At 38.6% G+C, this 16733-nt stretch carries 17 protein-coding genes; all 17 read right to left on the reverse strand.

Annotated elements, in window-relative coordinates; genetic code table 11:
• Window positions 1–86: 86 nt before the first annotated feature.
• The 17 genes from dapA to rnpM all read right to left on the reverse strand — a co-directional run bounded on the left by dapA (window position 87) and on the right by rnpM (window position 16722).
• Window positions 87–962, reverse strand: coding sequence for a 4-hydroxy-tetrahydrodipicolinate synthase (gene dapA / locus RUH74_RS02250; protein WP_313798627.1), 876 nt, complete (start codon window positions 960–962; stop codon window positions 87–89).
• A 43-nt stretch (window positions 963–1005) separates the two neighbouring features.
• Window positions 1006–2235 carry an aspartate kinase gene (gene dapG / locus RUH74_RS02255; protein ID WP_313798628.1) on the reverse strand — a complete coding sequence of 410 codons (1230 nt, stop codon included), beginning with the start codon at window positions 2233–2235 and terminating at the stop codon, window positions 1006–1008.
• A gap of 314 nt (window positions 2236–2549) precedes the next feature.
• A complete protein-coding gene (gene asd, locus RUH74_RS02260) occupies window positions 2550–3599 on the reverse strand; it encodes an aspartate-semialdehyde dehydrogenase (protein WP_313798629.1) in 1050 nt (349 codons plus the stop codon).
• Window positions 3600–3750: 151 nt separating this feature from the next.
• Window positions 3751–4344 carry a dipicolinate synthase subunit B gene (gene dpaB / locus RUH74_RS02265; RefSeq protein ID WP_313798630.1) on the reverse strand — a complete coding sequence of 198 codons (594 nt, stop codon included), beginning with the start codon at window positions 4342–4344 and terminating at the stop codon, window positions 3751–3753.
• Between the two features lie 17 nt (window positions 4345–4361).
• Window positions 4362–5246, reverse strand: coding sequence for a dipicolinic acid synthetase subunit A (gene dpaA, locus RUH74_RS02270; RefSeq protein WP_313798631.1), 885 nt, complete (start codon window positions 5244–5246; stop codon window positions 4362–4364).
• Between the two features lie 202 nt (window positions 5247–5448).
• Window positions 5449–5697, reverse strand: coding sequence for a YlmC/YmxH family sporulation protein (locus RUH74_RS02275; RefSeq protein WP_313798632.1), 249 nt, complete (start codon window positions 5695–5697; stop codon window positions 5449–5451).
• Window positions 5698–5802: 105 nt separating this feature from the next.
• Window positions 5803–7038 carry a M16 family metallopeptidase gene (locus RUH74_RS02280; RefSeq protein ID WP_313798633.1) on the reverse strand — a complete coding sequence of 412 codons (1236 nt, stop codon included), beginning with the start codon at window positions 7036–7038 and terminating at the stop codon, window positions 5803–5805.
• A 100-nt stretch (window positions 7039–7138) separates the two neighbouring features.
• Window positions 7139–8092, reverse strand: a complete 954-nt coding sequence (locus RUH74_RS02285; RefSeq protein WP_313798634.1) for a polysaccharide deacetylase family protein — start codon at window positions 8090–8092, stop codon at window positions 7139–7141.
• Between the two features lie 167 nt (window positions 8093–8259).
• Window positions 8260–10380 (reverse strand): polyribonucleotide nucleotidyltransferase, encoded by a 2121-nt coding sequence (gene pnp / locus RUH74_RS02290; protein WP_313798635.1) that lies wholly within the window; start codon window positions 10378–10380, stop codon window positions 8260–8262.
• A gap of 324 nt (window positions 10381–10704) precedes the next feature.
• A complete protein-coding gene (gene rpsO / locus RUH74_RS02295) occupies window positions 10705–10974 on the reverse strand; it encodes a 30S ribosomal protein S15 (RefSeq protein ID WP_053475709.1) in 270 nt (89 codons plus the stop codon).
• A 122-nt stretch (window positions 10975–11096) separates the two neighbouring features.
• Window positions 11097–12047 (reverse strand): bifunctional riboflavin kinase/FAD synthetase, encoded by a 951-nt coding sequence (gene ribF, locus RUH74_RS02300; protein WP_313798636.1) that lies wholly within the window; start codon window positions 12045–12047, stop codon window positions 11097–11099.
• Window positions 12048–12091: 44 nt separating this feature from the next.
• A complete protein-coding gene (truB, locus tag RUH74_RS02305; RefSeq protein WP_313798637.1) occupies window positions 12092–13006 on the reverse strand; it encodes a tRNA pseudouridine(55) synthase TruB in 915 nt (304 codons plus the stop codon).
• A 251-nt stretch (window positions 13007–13257) separates the two neighbouring features.
• Window positions 13258–13623 carry a 30S ribosome-binding factor RbfA gene (gene rbfA / locus RUH74_RS02310; RefSeq protein ID WP_313798638.1) on the reverse strand — a complete coding sequence of 122 codons (366 nt, stop codon included), beginning with the start codon at window positions 13621–13623 and terminating at the stop codon, window positions 13258–13260.
• Window positions 13624–13639: 16 nt separating this feature from the next.
• Entirely contained in the window at window positions 13640–13921 is a 282-nt protein-coding gene (locus RUH74_RS02315) for a DUF503 domain-containing protein (protein ID WP_313798639.1), read from the reverse strand.
• The gene (infB, locus tag RUH74_RS02320) at window positions 13918–16119 is read right to left on the reverse strand and encodes a translation initiation factor IF-2 (protein ID WP_313798640.1); all 2202 of its coding nucleotides are present in this window, start codon (window positions 16117–16119) and stop codon (window positions 13918–13920) included. Before infB ends, RUH74_RS02315 begins: the two co-directional genes overlap by 4 nt.
• 19 nt (window positions 16120–16138) lie before the next feature.
• On the reverse strand, window positions 16139–16441 hold the full coding sequence (locus tag RUH74_RS02325) for a YlxQ family RNA-binding protein (protein WP_057763245.1): 303 nt from the start codon (window positions 16439–16441) through the stop codon (window positions 16139–16141).
• Window positions 16438–16722 (reverse strand): RNase P modulator RnpM, encoded by a 285-nt coding sequence (rnpM, locus tag RUH74_RS02330; protein ID WP_313798641.1) that lies wholly within the window; start codon window positions 16720–16722, stop codon window positions 16438–16440. Before rnpM ends, RUH74_RS02325 begins: the two co-directional genes overlap by 4 nt.
• Window positions 16723–16733: the final 11 nt, after the last annotated feature.

Raw genomic sequence — 16733 nt, forward strand, 5'->3', positions numbered from 1 at the left:
TACCAATATTATACTTGAAGGAGAAAATAAATAAAATATTTAAAAAACCAACCAGATAATGATCGCTGATTGGTTTTTGTGATACTTTATTTATTTGTCATAAATAATGAAACTAAATCACTTCTTTCTTGCTCGGAAAGTGGCACTAATGGTAGCCGTACAGATCCGACATTAAGCCCTTTAAGCTGCAGCGCCGTTTTTACTGGTGCCGGGCTTGGAGCTGCAAATAATCCTTCCATAATTGGCAGCAGCTCTCGATGAATGGAAGCTGCCTTTTGATTCTCTCCATTTAAAAACGCCTGAATCATCGCCTGCATTTCATTTCCGATCACATGTGATGCTACAGAAACTATGCCTTTACCACCAATTGCTAAAACAGGGATTGTCAAGGCATCATCTCCACTGTATAGAAGAAAGTCTTCACCCGTACCGGCAATAATTTTAGCCATCGCATTTAAATCTCCGCTTGCTTCCTTAACTGCAACGATATTTTGTATTTTAGAAAGTCGAATGATTGTTTCCGGCATAATATTTACCGCAGATCTGCCGGGTATGTTATAAACCATGACAGGCAGTTTTGTATTTTCTGCAATGCTTTTAAAGTGTTGGTAGAGCCCTTCTTGATTTGGCTTATTATAATAGGGGGCTACTGCCATGATGCCGTCAACCCCTATTTGCTCCGCCTTTTTTGTTAATTCGATAGAGGCGTACGTATTATTACTGCCAGTGCCTGCAACAACTGGGATCCTTTTATCAACTACTTTTACTACATGTTGAAATAATGCAAGCTTTTCTTCCTTAGATAAAGTTGGTGATTCCCCTGTTGTACCAGCAACAATAAGGGATTCTGTTCCATTCTCAATGAGATGATTGATAAGCTGAGTAGTTTTCGAAAAATCGATATGACCTTTCCTATCGAAAGGTGTAACCATTGCTGTTGAAACTCGCCCAAATTGAATCATTGCTACACTCCCTTTTAAAACTAATAAAACTTAGCTAAATTTATTATTGCAGAACATTTTCTTTTTCTAATTGAAAGGCATCATGCAGGGCATTGACTGCTTTTCCTAAATCAAGCTGTTTTACAAGAACCCATATCGTTGTATGGCTATCTGCCGACTGTAAGATACGTATGCCTTGTTCAGATAGAGCTGTTACAATTTTAGCGGCAACACCTGGGACACCTTGCATGCCTGCTCCAACAACAGAGACCTTTGCGCAATCAAATTCCACGATTGGGTTGTGTCCTAAGTTCCTTAATATGGTTATAGCTTTTTCTGACATTTCTTCTGTAACAGTGTAGGTAACTCCATTTGGATATATATTTATAAAATCCACACTGATTTCTTCATTTGCCATGGCTTGAAAAACTTCAGCTTGTAAGTTGTACTGGTTCTTCTTCGCAATGACTTTAATTTGTGTGATATGGGGAAGATGAGCGATTCCAGTTACTAATCGTTCCCTTATGTCAGTACCCCTGCCTTCTTTGTTTATTGTAGTTACTAATGTCCCTAACCCATCTGAGTAATTAGAACGAATGCGTATGGGTATTTTTGCCTGCATCGCTATTTCTACAGCTCGAGGATGAATGACTTTCGCACCCTGATAAGCCATATTACATACTTCTGTATAAGTAACAATAGATAGTGGACGGGCATTTTCGGCAATCCGCGGGTCTGCTGTCATTATACCATCTACATCTGTAAAGATTTCAATCCATTCCGCTTTCAAAGCTACACCTAATGCGGCGGCTGAAGTATCGCTTCCACCTCTTCCGATTGTTGTGACATCCCCATTTTTTGAAGCTCCTTGGAATCCTGCAACAACTATACAATCATTCGCTTCTAATTCCTTAAGTAGCCTTTCACATTTCATATCAATAATTTTTGCATTTGTGTGATCATTATTTGTTCGAAATCCCGCCTGAGCACCTGTTAAGGCAGTAGCCTGAATACCATGTTCTAAAAGCATGTTCGTAAAGACAACACTCGATATAATCTCGCCGCAAGAGAGTAGGAGATCATTTTCTCTTTTGTTAATCAGCATTTTTTTAGTTTCTACCAGAGAGAGTAATGTATCCGTTGCGTACGGGTCTCCTTTTCGCCCCATTGCTGAGACGACAACAACTAGTTTATATCCATCGGATATTGCCTTTTTAATATGTTTTAATGCATGTTCTCGACTGTTTTTATCACGTACAGATGTGCCTCCATATTTTTGCACAATAATTTTCATCGTTACACCTCTGAATATCTCTTCATTTAAAGTTAAATGCTAAAAAACGCCTAACTTAGCTAGTGCAACGATTAGAATATGAAAGGGAAATATTTGTACAAAGATAACAAAGCTTAGGCTTATTCAAATGAAATGCGTCAGCGCCTTAATCATCGCTGCACAAACGCAGAAGGGCCGGTTCTTTCGATAAAGGAGACAAAATGAGCGATAGCATATTGATGTCGACTTATCGTAAGGAGGGGCCCTGAAGTTTGATAGGCGATAGGACGTTTGCGCTGGACAAATCCGAAACTCCAAAGTTAAAGTTCACGTTTTTAATTTACGATACCTAATTTTATTAAACTCTCCGCTATTTGGACTGAATTCCATGCAGCCCCTTTTAGTAGATTATCAGAAACAACCCACATATGGAAACCTTTTGATTCATCTAAATCCTTGCGAATTCTTCCAATGAAGACTTCACTTTTACCGACACAATCAGCAGGCATTGGATAGATTTGATTGTCTGGATCATCCTGCAGAACGACTCCAGGTGCAGTTTCAAGTAGATCTTTTACTTCTTGAACATGTACTCCTTCTTCATTCACTTCAAAATAAACGGATTCCGAATGCCCAGTTGCAACAGGCAGCCTTACACATGTTGCCGCTACTTGAAGATCAGGCAGACTCATAATTTTCTTCGTTTCATTAATCATTTTCATTTCTTCAAATGTGAATCCATTTTCCACAAATTTATCAATTTGCGGAATTGCATTAAAGGCAATTTGATAATGCTTCTTATCCCCCTTAACAGGAAGAATAGCCGGTTCATACGATTCGTTATGAATAATGGCCTTTGTCTGGCTATAAAGTTCCTCAACTGCAGCTGCCCCTGATCCAGAAACAGCTTGATATGTTGAAACAATAACTTTATTCAGTCCATATTTTTGCCTAATAGGTTCTAGCGCAACAACCATTTGAATCGTAGAACAATTAGGATTCGCAATAATTCCTTGGTGTTTTAACAGGGCGTGCTCATTCACCTCTGGAACGACCAATGGAACATTTGCCTCCATTCGAAAAGCACTCGTGTTATCAATAACAATCGCTCCATGCTTAACAGCATGTTCCGCATACTCTTTTGAAACACTGCCCCCCGCACTAAACAATGCGATATCCACACCGAAAAAACTTTCCGGACTCACTTCTTTAATGGTATGCTCCACACCATTAAATTGAATTTTCTTACCCGCTGAACGGGGAGAAGAGAGCAAAGTAAGTTTAGAAATAGGGAATTTTTTTTGCTCCAGGGTTTTTAGCATTTGCTGCCCTACAGCTCCTGTTGCTCCTAATATTGCTACATGATATCCATTTTTCTTTTCCATCTTTATATCCCCTTTCTTTTTTAAATCTTTTTTTCTAGCAAAAAGATAAATTGACTTTATATGATAGAATTTTCTTATAATATCATTCATTCTAACATATTCATTCTTTAAAGTAATAAACTTTTTGCTAGAAAAATGCAGGGGGTTTTCTTTAGTCTTTAAACCTCTCAACAATGACTGGCTGCAGTTGTTTTCCCTCTATCGCCATCTCAACCGTCTGGGATAATTGTGTCATCCTCGCTACCATCGAATTTGGCTTTTTTATGGGGTCATCTTGACCATATGGTATAAAATAAATATTTTTCGTTGCCATCAATCTCATTAAATTAACACCATTCAGTCCAAGTGCATCATTTGTTGATATCCCTAACACAACTGGCTTTTGGTTTCTTAACGTAGCTTTAGCTGCCATTAAAACAGGATTATCTGTCATCGCATTAGCAAATTTACTCATTGAACTTCCGGTTAAAGGTGCTATAACCATGCAGTCTAATGGAATTTTTGGTCCAAGCGGCTCTGCTTTAACGATGGAATCTATTACTGTATTCCCTGTTAGGTCCTCTATTCTCTGAATCCAATCCTCGCCTTTTCCAAACCTTGTTTCTGTATTTTGTACAGTAAAAGTGACAACAGGAAGAACCTCGGCTCCTTCGTTTACTAGCCTTTCGATTTCTGGAAATACTGCATCATACGTACAATGTGAACCTGTCAGTCCAAAACCGATCCGCTTTCCTTTTAGACTCATTTGATTCGTTACCCCTTTCACTTTTTTACATCTTCTTTTATTAATTGTGACAGAACGTTTGCTAAGATCTTCCCTGCTGTTTTTGGAGCAACAATCCCCGGAAGGCCCGGCGCAAGCAATGCCTTTACTCCTCTTTTCTCTGCATATCTAAAGTCTGTTCCTCCAGGTTTAGAGGCAAGATCAATTATCAATGTATGAACAGGCATATTTGAAATAACGGATGCTGTAACAATCAAATGCGGGATTGTATTTATACATATATCAACATCCTTTACCGCATTATTTAAATCACTTAATTTAAACGGAGTAAGCCCCATTTCTGTAATTCTTGCAATATGCTCACTTTTTCTAGCTCCGACCTTCACCTTTGCTCCAAGTGCTTGAAAAGTTCTTGCCACACTCATCCCTACCCTACCTAGCCCTAATACCGCAATAGTAGAGCCATGAATCGTAGTGTCAGTATGCTGGATTGCCATCATAATCGTTCCTTCAACAGTCGGAATGGAGTTATAAATGGCAACATCGTCTCTTTCAAATAATTGAACAAGGCGCCGATTAGCCTGTTCCGTTATGTCGTCTAAATAAGAGTTGCTAATTCCTGAATAAACAGTACAATGTGGAGGTGTTTCATTAAGCATTTCTTTTCGCAAATAAACTTTTTCATTTGAAAAAATTGTTTCAATTTGACCGTCTAAGCCAGTTCCAGGTACTGGTAAAATAATGGCATCCTTCGTTGAAAACTCCACTTCATCTATTTTTTCCTTGACTGCTCCTGTAAAAGCATGATCTAATTGCTCGAAGCCAATCAAAGAAAGCTTTGCATCCAAATCAGTAAGTTTGCGAATGATCTCAAGTTGCCTAGCATCTCCGCCGATAACTGCTATTTGTATCCCTGTCAGCATGAAACCCTCACCTTCTTCTAAAGATTCGTACAGGAATTTTCTATTAGAACTACTTCAACATCTTATGTATCGAAATGAAAAACGGTGAGTTTTCCACGAAAGAAAAACGTGTTCCCTCCCTTTAAGAAGGTGTGCAGTTTGATTTTATATAAATAAAAAAAGCACACTGGCTATGCCAGTCTGCCTCATTATCTAAATTTTTTCATTCCTCTTCTTCTTCTGAGATATCAAGAATAATCATATCATTTCCGATTTTTTTTATATGACTCCATGGAACTCTTATTTCATCACCTTGTCTTTTTAGACCAAACCATTTCAACGAGGGAATAACCAATGCTTGTATTTGTCCATTTTTCTCATTAATTTCTAAATCAGTTTGGCCAAGAACGCCTAATCTTTCTGCTTTCTTCACATCTACAATTTCTTTTCCGCTTAATTCACTTAATCTCATTCTTCAGCCCTCCATTTTTTTATCCTCCTTACTAACTTATCGTTTCTTAATAAGAATTAGACTATATAAAAACAGCCTGCTGAAAGCAACAGGCTGTTCTGGTAATTATCTATTTTTTGGCATTTCTCCGTCAGGACTGATCAACGCAATTGAATAGTTATCTGTGAATATTTCATTTGCCATTTTATCTACACCTTGCTTTGTAACAGCATCAATCTGTTCAATGATCTCATCTAATGATCGATGGCGGCCCAATAAAAGCTCATTCTTACCGTTTCTGCTCATACGGCTATTTGTACTCTCCAAGCTTAACATCAGACTGCCCTTTAATTGCTCTTTGCTATTATTTAATTCTTTTGCAGTTATACCTTCTTGTTTCAGCTTGCTTAATGTTTCTTGCATCGTTTCAAATAGAACATCCAGCTGTGCTGCCCCAGTTCCACCGTAAAGAGTAACAATACCGCTGTCCTGGAATGCGGAATGATAAGAGAATACTGAATACGCTAGCCCTTTTTGTTCCCTTACATCCTGGAATAAACGGCTGCTCATGCTGCCCCCAAGAATATTATTTAAAATAATCAGATCATACATATCATCATGACCAACTTGAAGACCGTCAAATCCTATACATAAATGGGCTTGTTCTGTATCCTTCTTCCTTGTAATATTGTTTGAATGAAATGCAGGCTTTCGTTCTAATTTTTCCCGGCTTCCACCCTCATATGACCCAAAAAATTGTTCAACCTCATGAATAAACGACTCTGAAATATTCCCAGCAATAGAAATGACAACATTATCAGGTGTATACATATTATGTACATAATTCTTTAATGTTTCACCATTAAAAGTGGCTAATGTTTCTTCTGTACCTAGAATCGGATAGCCTAACGGATGATTTTCATAGATCGCTTTACTAAGGAGATCATGAACAATATCATCTGGAGTATCCTCATACATTTTTATTTCCTCATACACAACTTTCTTCTCTTTATCCAATTCTTCTTCGACAAAAGTAGAATTAAAAAACATATCGGCTAAGACTTCGAGTGCAAACTTAGCATGTGTGTCTAGTACTTTTGCGTAGTAGCATGTATATTCTTTTGATGTAAAAGCATTTACTTGTCCACCGATACTATCAAAGGACTCAGCTATCTCTCTAGCTGTTCTTGTTTTCGTTCCTTTGAAAAACATGTGTTCAAGAAAATGAGATATCCCATTATTCTCCGGATTTTCATCCCTTGAACCCGTTCCAATCCAAACGCCAATGGCAACGGAACGAACCGTTGGTATATTTTCTAATACAACTCTTACCCCATTTTTACATGTATACTTCTTAATCAAAAAAATTCCTCCTGTTCCAGAACTCTGCTGCATCCCTCTAGTTTAAACTATCTTCGTAAAAATTTCCAAAATATTTGTTTCTCCCCCTAAAATCATTCATTTATTTTTTATCCATCGTTCGTTCCGTATTTAACACGTCTGAAACTGTCCCTATTTGTAAATTTTTATTCTTGATTTGTATAATTAAACGATCAAGAGACTTTGCTGTTGAATCGGTAGGATGCATTAATATCAGTGCACCGTTATGCACTTTGCCCATTACACGTTGGATTAATTGATCAGGTGTAGGTTTTTTCCAGTCAACCGTATCAACCGTCCACATAACCGTTCCAAGTTTTTCTTGTGCGGCGATTAGTACCGTTTCATCTCTATAGCTACCGCTCGGGGGTCCAAACCATTGGACAGACTTTTCCGTAGTTGCTTTAATGACCTCATTTGTCTTTAGAATTTCTTCCCTTGTCTTTTCAGCAGAAGTTTTTGCCATGTCTGGATGGGTATAAGAATGATTGCCAAGCTCATGTCCTGCGGCATCAATCATTTTTGCTAAATCTGGGTTATTTTGTACCCATCTGCCTTCTAAAAAAAAGCTTGCAGATACATGATGCTTTTTCAATGTCGCGAGTATATCCGTTAAATATTCATTGCCCCAAGCCACATTTATAATAAAGGCGACCATTTCTTTTTCTGGATGTCCCTTATAAACCGGGCTTGGCGGCAAATCACTTAAATTTATTTTCGGTTTAATTTGCTTAAAAACTAATTTATCTTTATCATATTTACCTTCAGACTTCATTTTTTTATAAGAGGCTTCAACGTCCACTTCAACACCATTCAATCCAGGGATTGCTTTCCAAACTCGATCAATAACGGCATCCTGTGGAGGGATGTAGTAGTCAGTGGATCTATTTACAATTTCGGTATACAATGAATCCTTTTGCTTAATAGCGCTTTCAGATTCTGTCCTCAAACCGAAAACATATTGTGCTGTAAATGGATTATTAACGAGCAATAATGCAAATAAACAAATAATCGCAAAATGAGTCACCTTTCTCATCCATATAGCCTCCTTCACTTAACACTATGTTTTGAAGGGACAAGGTAGAACGCCTAAGTCCTCACTATCTAGTATGCAGTATTTGCTTATTTTTAAAACACGAATATTTTTGAATATAACTGCATGCAAAAAGCCAGGAGTGGCCTCCTGACTCTCTTGATCAACCTTTACTTTTCTGCCTTTTCAGCTTGCTCACGCTGTTCTCGAAGAACGGCTTTTCGTGATAAATTCACACGGCCCTGCTTATCAATTTCTGTTACTTTGACCAGTAATTCATCACCTAATGCAAGGACATCTTCTACTTTCCCAACTCGTTCCTCAGCTAGCTCAGAAATATGGACAAGGCCATCTTTGCCATTAAAAATCTCAACAAATGCACCGAACTTTTCAATTCGTTTTACTTTACCTAAATACATTTGACCAACTTCGACTTCACGAACAATATCCTCAATAATTTTCTTCGCTTTTTGGTTCATTTCTTCATTAGTAGAAGATATGAATACCGTTCCGTCTTGTTCAATGTCAATTTTTACACCAGTTTCTTCAATAATCTTATTAATTTGCTTTCCGCTTGGTCCAATAACATCACGAATTTTATCTGGATTAATTTCCATTGTCAGGATTTTTGGTGCATACTTAGAAAGCTCTACACGCGGCTGTTCAAGCGTGGCAAGCATAGAATCCAAAATTTGTATACGTCCCTTTTTCGCCTGCTGAAGTGCTTCCTCTAATATTTCACGAGAAAGGCCTTCAATCTTAATATCCATTTGTAAAGCTGTTACACCTTTTGCCGTTCCAGCTACTTTAAAGTCCATATCACCTAAGTGATCTTCCATGCCTTGAATATCGGTTAAAATGGAGTAGTGCTCACCTGACTTAATTAGACCCATTGCAATCCCTGCTACAGGTGCTTTAATAGGAACACCAGCATCCATCATTGCTAATGTACTTGCACAAATACTTGCCTGAGAGGTAGAACCATTTGATTCTAATACTTCAGATACGAGACGTACTGTATATGGGAAATCTTTTTCAGATGGAATTACTGGCTCTAATGCACGCTCCCCTAATGCACCGTGACCAATTTCACGTCGGCCTGGACCTCTAATTGGCCCTGTTTCTCCTACACTAAAATTAGGGAAATTATAGTGATGCATGAAACGCTTCTCTTCCTCAATCCCCAGTCCATCAAGAATTTGGACATCACCAAGTGCTCCAAGCGTACAGATGCTAAGAGCTTGTGTTTGTCCACGCGTGAATAGACCAGAACCATGTGTACGAGGAAGCAATCCTACTTCTGATGACAAAGGACGAATTACGTCTAAGCCGCGTCCATCTGGACGAACCTTTTCTTCTGTAATCAATCGGCGTACTTCACCTTTTACAATTTTATCAAGAATTTGCTTCACTTGTTTTAGCTTTTCATCATCTGCTTCTTGTTCTTCATATTTTGCAAGGATTCCATCTTTTACAACTTTAATGGCTGCTTCACGCGCATGCTTTTCCTGCACTTGAATGGCAACAATCATATCCTTCTCACAAATACCGCGAACTTCCGCTTCTAATTCAGGATCTATCTGATATAGAACAATTTCCATCTTTTCCTTGCCAATTTCAGCAGCAATCTCTTCTTGGAATGCAATTAAACGTTTAATCTCTTCATGACCAAACATAATCGCCTCAAGCATGATTTCTTCTGGTACTTCCATCGCCCCAGCTTCAACCATATTAATCGCATCCTTTGTACCTGCAACGACTAAATGGATATCACTTTTTTCTGCTTGATCAACAGAAGGATTAATAATGAACTCCCCATCTATTCGGCCAACAGTTACGCCTGCGATTGGGCCTTCAAAAGGAATATCTGAAACACATAATGCTAAGGAAGAGCCGAACATCGCTGCCATTTCTGATGAGCAATCCTGATCAACACTCATAACCATGCTAACCACTTGAACATCGTTACGGAAGCCATCAGCAAAAAGCGGACGAATAGGTCTATCGATTAAACGGCTTGCTAATATCGCCTTTTCACTCGGGCGGCCTTCTCTCTTAATAAAGCCTCCAGGTATTTTACCAACTGCATATAGGCGCTCCTCATAATTCACAGTTAAAGGAAAGAAATCTAAATTCTTTGGTTCTTTTGATGCCGTAGCTGTACTTAGGACAGCCGTATCACCATAGCGGACTAACACTGCTCCATTTGCCTGCTTCGCTAATTGACCGATTTCTACGGTTAATTTACGGCCAGCCCAATCTATGGAATAGGTATGCTTATCTTGCCCCATTTTCGTAACCCCTCTCTCTTGTATACTTTAAAGGCTGTACACCTTTACTATTATAAATTAAAATAAACATGTTAAGTATGAAATCATACGCATTCATAGTATGTACACTTTTTTCATTAGTTAAAATACTCGTTTATGTATGTAAACATGTGTTCTTTTTAAAGCTAATAAAAAAGCGGGATAAATCCCGCTTTTCTACACTGTCTAGCTCAGAGTGCCATCGGCTCGAGGTCATAAGCAATCCGTCAAGAAGGAAAAGTACAATCTTCCCGCCAGCTTGTCTAATACTTGTCGCCGATAAGCGAGCACTCTCCGCTTTTCTTTTTATCGACGTAAGCCTAGTTTATTGATTAACTCACGGTAACGTTGAACATCTTTGTTACGTAGGTAAGTTAAAAGGTTACGACGTTTACCTACCATTTTCAAAAGACCGCGACGTGAGTGGTGATCCTTCTTATGCGTACGTAAATGCTCGTTCAATGTGTTAATTTCTTCTGTAAGGACAGCGATTTGAACTTCTGGAGAACCTGTATCGCTCTCATGAGTTTTAAACTCATTAATTAGTTCATTTTTACGTTCTTTAGTGATTGCCATCCGTTTCACCTCCTAATTTATCAATCCCCATTTACTGAGCAAGCGTCGGTGACTCGACATGCCAAGCAAAGGTTCATTTAATACGTTTATAAGAATACAACTTTTTGTGACAAAAAGCAAGGCTAAACCTTGATTTTTTCAAAGTAATGAAGAGCATTTTGTTTATCCTTCTCAATTTGTGCCACGAGTTCATCAACACCAGAGAATTTTTGCTCTTTCCTTAAATGCAAATGCCATTCAATTGTTGCTTCTTGACCGTATATTTCCTGGTCGAAGTCAAATATGTGAACTTCGATTGATGGAAGAACAGCTGTCTGATTTTTAAAGGTTGGTTTATGACCGACATTACATACCCCCTCATACCATTTGCCGTTAACAAAGAAACGGACACAATAAACACCGAGCGGAGGAATGATGTAATCGCCTGCTAACTGAATATTTGCAGTTGGAAAACCTATTGTTCGTCCACGCTTATCTCCATGAATGACTGTACCTGTCGTTTGATAATATCTTCCTAATATTTGCGGCAGCTCTTCCATTTTTCCTTCGCGAAGCAAGGATCGGATTAATGTAGAGCTAATCTTTTCATTTTTTTTAGTCAGTTTTGGAACAGTCGTATAGCTAAATTGATCCCGTGAATGAAATGGCAATGTTTCCATCGTACCCTTTCCCATTCTTCCATAAGAATAGTCGAATCCTGCAACTACATGCTGGACATTGAGACCAATAATATATTGATCAACGAACTCCTGTGGCAATAAGTGAGCAAATTCCTTTGAAAAATGGACAACAAATAAGTAATCAATGCCTAATTCTGAAATACATGCCTTTTTATCTTTAAGCGGAGTAATATATTCTATATGTTTGACGCTATTTCCAAGTACAACCGACGGATGAGGGTCAAATGTCATTACCGCACTCTTCATGCCTTTTTCCTTCGCAATTGTCCCTGCTTGCACAATAACTTGCTGATGACCTAAGTGGACGCCGTCAAAATAACCGAGCGCCATGACTAATTTAGGAAAATCCAGTTTTTCAAATTGATGTGGATGTTCAATTGATATAACTTCCATTGATCGTTCACCTTTTTTCTATTTTAGAGCCTTATTCTTGTGATTCATTCATTTCTTAAAACTTTAGCCGGCTTAATCAAACCTTGCTTTTGTGGATGATGTTCATATATAGCTAACGCTTGGCCACCCTCTGTTTCAAGTACAATTGGGCCCAATGTTTCTTTTAATTGTATTGGAGTGTTTAAAACTGCCCCATTTTTTACTTTCTTTGCTACTGTATCATTTATCCTATATTTCGGCAAATGAGAAAGAGCTGTTTCTAGCGGATAAATCTTTTCTGAAAGATTCCCCGTCTCCATTTTCTTTTCTACTTCTTCTAATGACAAGCAATCAGTGATATTAAATGATGCTGATTGAATCCGAACGAGGTCAGACATATGTGCAGGAAATCCAAGCTCCTTTCCTATCATCACAGCTAACGTACGAATATACGTTCCCTTGCTGCAGGAAACACGAAAGCGAAAGCGAATTGGATCCCCGCTAAAAGTTGTTCGATCATCCAAAAGTTGAATAGAATAGATCATGACAGTTCTTGATGGCCGTTCTACTTCTATTCCCTGTCTTGCATATTCATATAGCCGTTTTCCATTTACCTTTACAGCTGAGTACATAGGAGGTGTTTGCGTAATTTCTCCTGTAAATTTCTCCAGAACGGCTAAAATCCTTTCACGTGAAAAAGATTCTTCCACTTTTACTTTTTCTACAATCTCACCGGAAGCATCTTCAGTCGTTGTAGAAAATCCAATTGTCACCTCCCCCTCATATGACTTCCCTGCATCAGTTATGTATTCTGCTACTTTAGTCGCTCTTCCTAAACAAATGGGAAGAACCCCTGTCACATCGGGGTCAAGTGTCCCTGTATGCCCAATACGTTTCATCTTTAAGATTTTGCGCAATTTAAAAACACAATCATGAGAGGTCATCCCCTTGGGTTTAAGTAAAGGTAATATTCCTTCCAAACTGCTTCCTCCATTTCTATAAAAGCGGAAGCGCCTTGGTCATCGCCGTACAAACTGGAGGGGACAACGACAGCGATAAAGGAAACACGGTGAGCGTGAGCGAACCGATGTTGACTTATCGTAGGGAGAAGACCCGAAGTTTGATAGGCGATAGGCGCTGTAGCTAGACAATTCTCTAACTCTAAAGTTATACACCCTTCATTTAAAAAAATGGATAGACGAATGTCTATCCATTAAAAGTATTGATGATTTCAATCCTCATTCTCTTTCGAACGTTCTTCATCATGAATTTGATGGAGTAATGTATCAATCCGATTGCCATAATCAATGGATTCATCGAATTCAAAGAAAATTTCAGGTGTCTTACGCAAGCGAATACGCTGTCCAATTTCTGAACGTATAAAGCCCTTTGCTTTCGCTAAGCCTTTTAGCGTATTTTCCTTTTGTTCATCATCACCTAGAACTGAAATATATACAGTTGCTTGTTGGAGATCACCAGTAACTTGAACATCCGTTACTGTTACAAACCCGATCCGAGGATCCTTAATTTTTCGGCCGATAATTTCGCCTAATTCCTTTTTCATTTGCTCTCCAACTTTATTTGCTCGAAGGCTCATTTATATTCACCTCTTCTTAAAGCCACTCAATGTCAGTTATTGTCCGTTCGATCTCAGGAAAAGAATCAATGAACGCAAGCGCGTTTTGTAATTCATGTTCCGTTGTTACCTTAGAGGAGGAGACTGCAACGATGGCTATTTTTGTACGTTGCCATACATCCTGAAAATCCACCTCTGAGGCAGAAATATTAAATTTCTGCTTCAATCGGGTAAGAATACGAAGCAAAACTGCTCGTTTTTCTTTTAAAGAATGTGCATCATAAATAATACATTCACAGGCTGCTAAGCCAATGATCATTTGCGCTCAATCTCCTGCATAATGTACGCTTCAATGACGTCTCCTTCTTTTACATCGTTAAAGTTTTTAATCGTAATCCCACATTCATACCCTTGATTTACTTCTTTAGCGTCATCTTTAAAACGCTTTAATGCATCAATTTCTCCTTCAAAGACAACAATGCCATCTCTGATTAAACGAATGCCACTATCACGAGTAATCTTTCCGTCTGTTACATAAGAACCTGCAATCGTACCAACCTTAGAAACCTTGAAAGTTTGGCGTACTTCAGCCTGACCGATAATTTTTTCTTCAAATTCAGGATCAAGCATTCCTTTCATTGCCAGTTCAATTTCTTCAATAACTTTATAAATAATACGGTGTAAACGTATTTCTACACCTTCCGCTTCTGCAGCACGCTTCGCATTAATATCAGGGCGAACATTGAAGCCAATGACAATTGCATTAAAAGCAGCAGCAAGTGTAATATCTGATTCATTAATTGCTCCAGCACCTGTATGAAGAATTCGAACATTTACCCCTTCAACATCGATTTTTTGTAAAGCAGTTGTAAGGGCTTCAGCTGAACCTTGTACGTCAGCTTTAACAACAATATTTAGTTCCTTCATTTCACCTTGCTTCATATGTTCAAAAAGATTATCTAAGCTTACTCGAGTTTTTTCGCTTCTTTGTGCTTGTAACGCTTGCTGTGCACGCGCCTCACCGACTTGGCGAGCTGTCTTTTCATCATCTAATACGACAAAACGATCTCCTGCCTGAGGTACTTCATTCAGACCTGTTATTTCTACAGGTGTTGAAGGACCAGCAGTCTTCACTCGTCGTCCTAAATCATTCACCATTGCACGGACACGACCAAAAGTGTTACCCACAACAATCGGATCTCCTACTTTTAATGTTCCATTTTGAACAAGTAGGGTCGCAACTGAGCCACGCCCTTTATCTAATTGCGCTTCAATAACTGTACCTACCGCATTGCGATTTGGGTTGGCTTTATATTCCTCTACTTCACTAACAAGTAGAATCATTTCAAGAAGATTATCAATTCCTTCCCCTTTTAAGGCAGCAATTGGTACAAAAATAGTATCCCCGCCCCAAGCTTCTGGAACTAATCCATATTCAGTCAATTCCTGCATAACTCGATCAGGATTAGCAGCTTCTTTATCCATCTTATTGACAGCAACGATAATTGGTACCTCTGCAGCCTTAGCATGATTAATCGCTTCAACCGTTTGCGGCATTACTCCGTCGTCCGCTGCTACGACAAGTACAGTAATATCAGTAACCTGAGCACCACGTGCACGCATCGTTGTAAATGCAGCATGTCCTGGTGTATCTAAAAACGTGATTTTTTTCCCATTTTCTTCAACTTGATAAGCACCAATATGCTGTGTAATTCCACCAGCTTCACCAGCTGTTACCTTAGTATTCCGAATGGAATCCAAAGTTGTTGTTTTCCCATGGTCTACGTGACCCATAATTGTTACAACAGCAGGGCGCTCCACTAAATCCGCATCATCATCATTAGTGAAATACACTTCTAAATCCGTTGTATCAATAATTACCTCTTCCTCTACTTCTACGCCGTATTCACTTGCAATCAACTCAATCGCATCTTTGTCAAGATCCTGATTGATTGTTGCCATTACTCCAAGCATGAATAGCTTTTTGATTATTTCTGATGGCTCACGATACAGCTTTTTCGCTAGCTCAGCAACTGTCAAAGATTCGGTGAATGTAATTTTTGCTGGAAGCTCCTTAACCTTTTTAGGAGCAGGTGAAGCAGCTGCTTGCTGCTGTTTGCCTTTATTATTCTTATTTTTATTATTGCCTTTTTGGCTGTTGTTATTTTTATTGAAAGGTTTGTTAGAATGATTCCCTTGACCTTGGCTTCTTCCATCAGCTGACTTCTGTGTTGGCTTTGAGGAAGTATTTTTGTTTGCCGGTTGCTGATTGTTAGAAGTTGAATTAGTTTTTGGTTTTACTTGCTCTTGTTTTTGAGTGTTTGTTTGTTTATTCTGCATTTGAGGTTGCTTCTCTTCTTTCTTGCCATAGATTCCGTCTAATTTTTGAACGGCAGCCGCTTCAATTGTTGTCATATGATTAGAAACCTCAATATTCATATCTTTTAATTTCGTTATGACATCTTTACTTGAAACATTTTGTTTTTTTGCATATTCGTAAACGCGCATTTTACTCATACTTTCACCCCCGCTGGAATTAATCGAGCAACGACTTCAGCTTTTTGGCAAATCCATCATCTAATACCGCTACGACAACTCGGGCTTCCTTTCCAATCGCATGGCCAAGTATTTCCCGATTCTCTACAAGCTTGTATGGAACATGATAGGATTTACACTTATCTGTCACTTTTTTTGCTGTGTTAATAGAAGCGTCTGCTGATAGCAATATGAGCTTCGCTTTACCGTTTCTAATTTCTTTGATAGTAAGTTCTTCACCCGAAGTAACTTTTCGTGCCCGATTTGCTAAGCCAAGCAATGACATCCATTGATTTACACTCATTTGGATTGTCGTTTCTCCTTCTCAATTAGCTCAAGAAGTTCTTCATAAATAGAATCTTCTATTTTAACTTCTAAATGATTGGCTAATATATTTTTCTTTTTTGCAAGCATCACTGCTTCTTTTTCCTTTGAAAGATAAGCACCACGCCCGGATTTTTTGCCGGTGAGATCGACCGTTACTTCTCCTTCTTTTGAGCGAACGATGCGAACGAGTTCTTTTTTCGGTCTCATTTCACCGGTTGCGACACATTTGCGCATAGGAACTTTTTTACGATTGTTCACGCTCATTCACC

It is taken from the genome of Cytobacillus sp. (assembly GCF_032154635.1).
Lineage (GTDB): Bacteria > Bacillota > Bacilli > Bacillales > Cytobacillaceae > Cytobacillus.

Coding starts and splice junctions, on each gene's coding strand:
- dapA (WP_313798627.1), bottom strand. CDS start 962: ATGATTCAATTTGGGCGAGTTTCAACAGCAATGGTTACACCTTTCGAT.
- dapG (WP_313798628.1), bottom strand. CDS start 2,235: ATGAAAATTATTGTGCAAAAATATGGAGGCACATCTGTACGTGATAAA.
- asd (WP_313798629.1), bottom strand. CDS start 3,599: ATGGAAAAGAAAAATGGATATCATGTAGCAATATTAGGAGCAACAGGA.
- dpaB (WP_313798630.1), bottom strand. CDS start 4,344: ATGAGTCTAAAAGGAAAGCGGATCGGTTTTGGACTGACAGGTTCACAT.
- dpaA (WP_313798631.1), bottom strand. CDS start 5,246: ATGCTGACAGGGATACAAATAGCAGTTATCGGCGGAGATGCTAGGCAA.
- RUH74_RS02275 (WP_313798632.1), bottom strand. CDS start 5,697: ATGAGATTAAGTGAATTAAGCGGAAAAGAAATTGTAGATGTGAAGAAA.
- RUH74_RS02285 (WP_313798634.1), bottom strand. CDS start 8,092: ATGAGAAAGGTGACTCATTTTGCGATTATTTGTTTATTTGCATTATTG.
- pnp (WP_313798635.1), bottom strand. CDS start 10,380: ATGGGGCAAGATAAGCATACCTATTCCATAGATTGGGCTGGCCGTAAA.
- rpsO (WP_053475709.1), bottom strand. CDS start 10,974: ATGGCAATCACTAAAGAACGTAAAAATGAACTAATTAATGAGTTTAAA.
- ribF (WP_313798636.1), bottom strand. CDS start 12,047: ATGGAAGTTATATCAATTGAACATCCACATCAATTTGAAAAACTGGAT.
- rbfA (WP_313798638.1), bottom strand. CDS start 13,623: ATGAGCCTTCGAGCAAATAAAGTTGGAGAGCAAATGAAAAAGGAATTA.
- RUH74_RS02315 (WP_313798639.1), bottom strand. CDS start 13,921: ATGATCATTGGCTTAGCAGCCTGTGAATGTATTATTTATGATGCACAT.
- infB (WP_313798640.1), bottom strand. CDS start 16,119: ATGAGTAAAATGCGCGTTTACGAATATGCAAAAAAACAAAATGTTTCA.
- RUH74_RS02325 (WP_057763245.1), bottom strand. CDS start 16,441: ATGAGTGTAAATCAATGGATGTCATTGCTTGGCTTAGCAAATCGGGCA.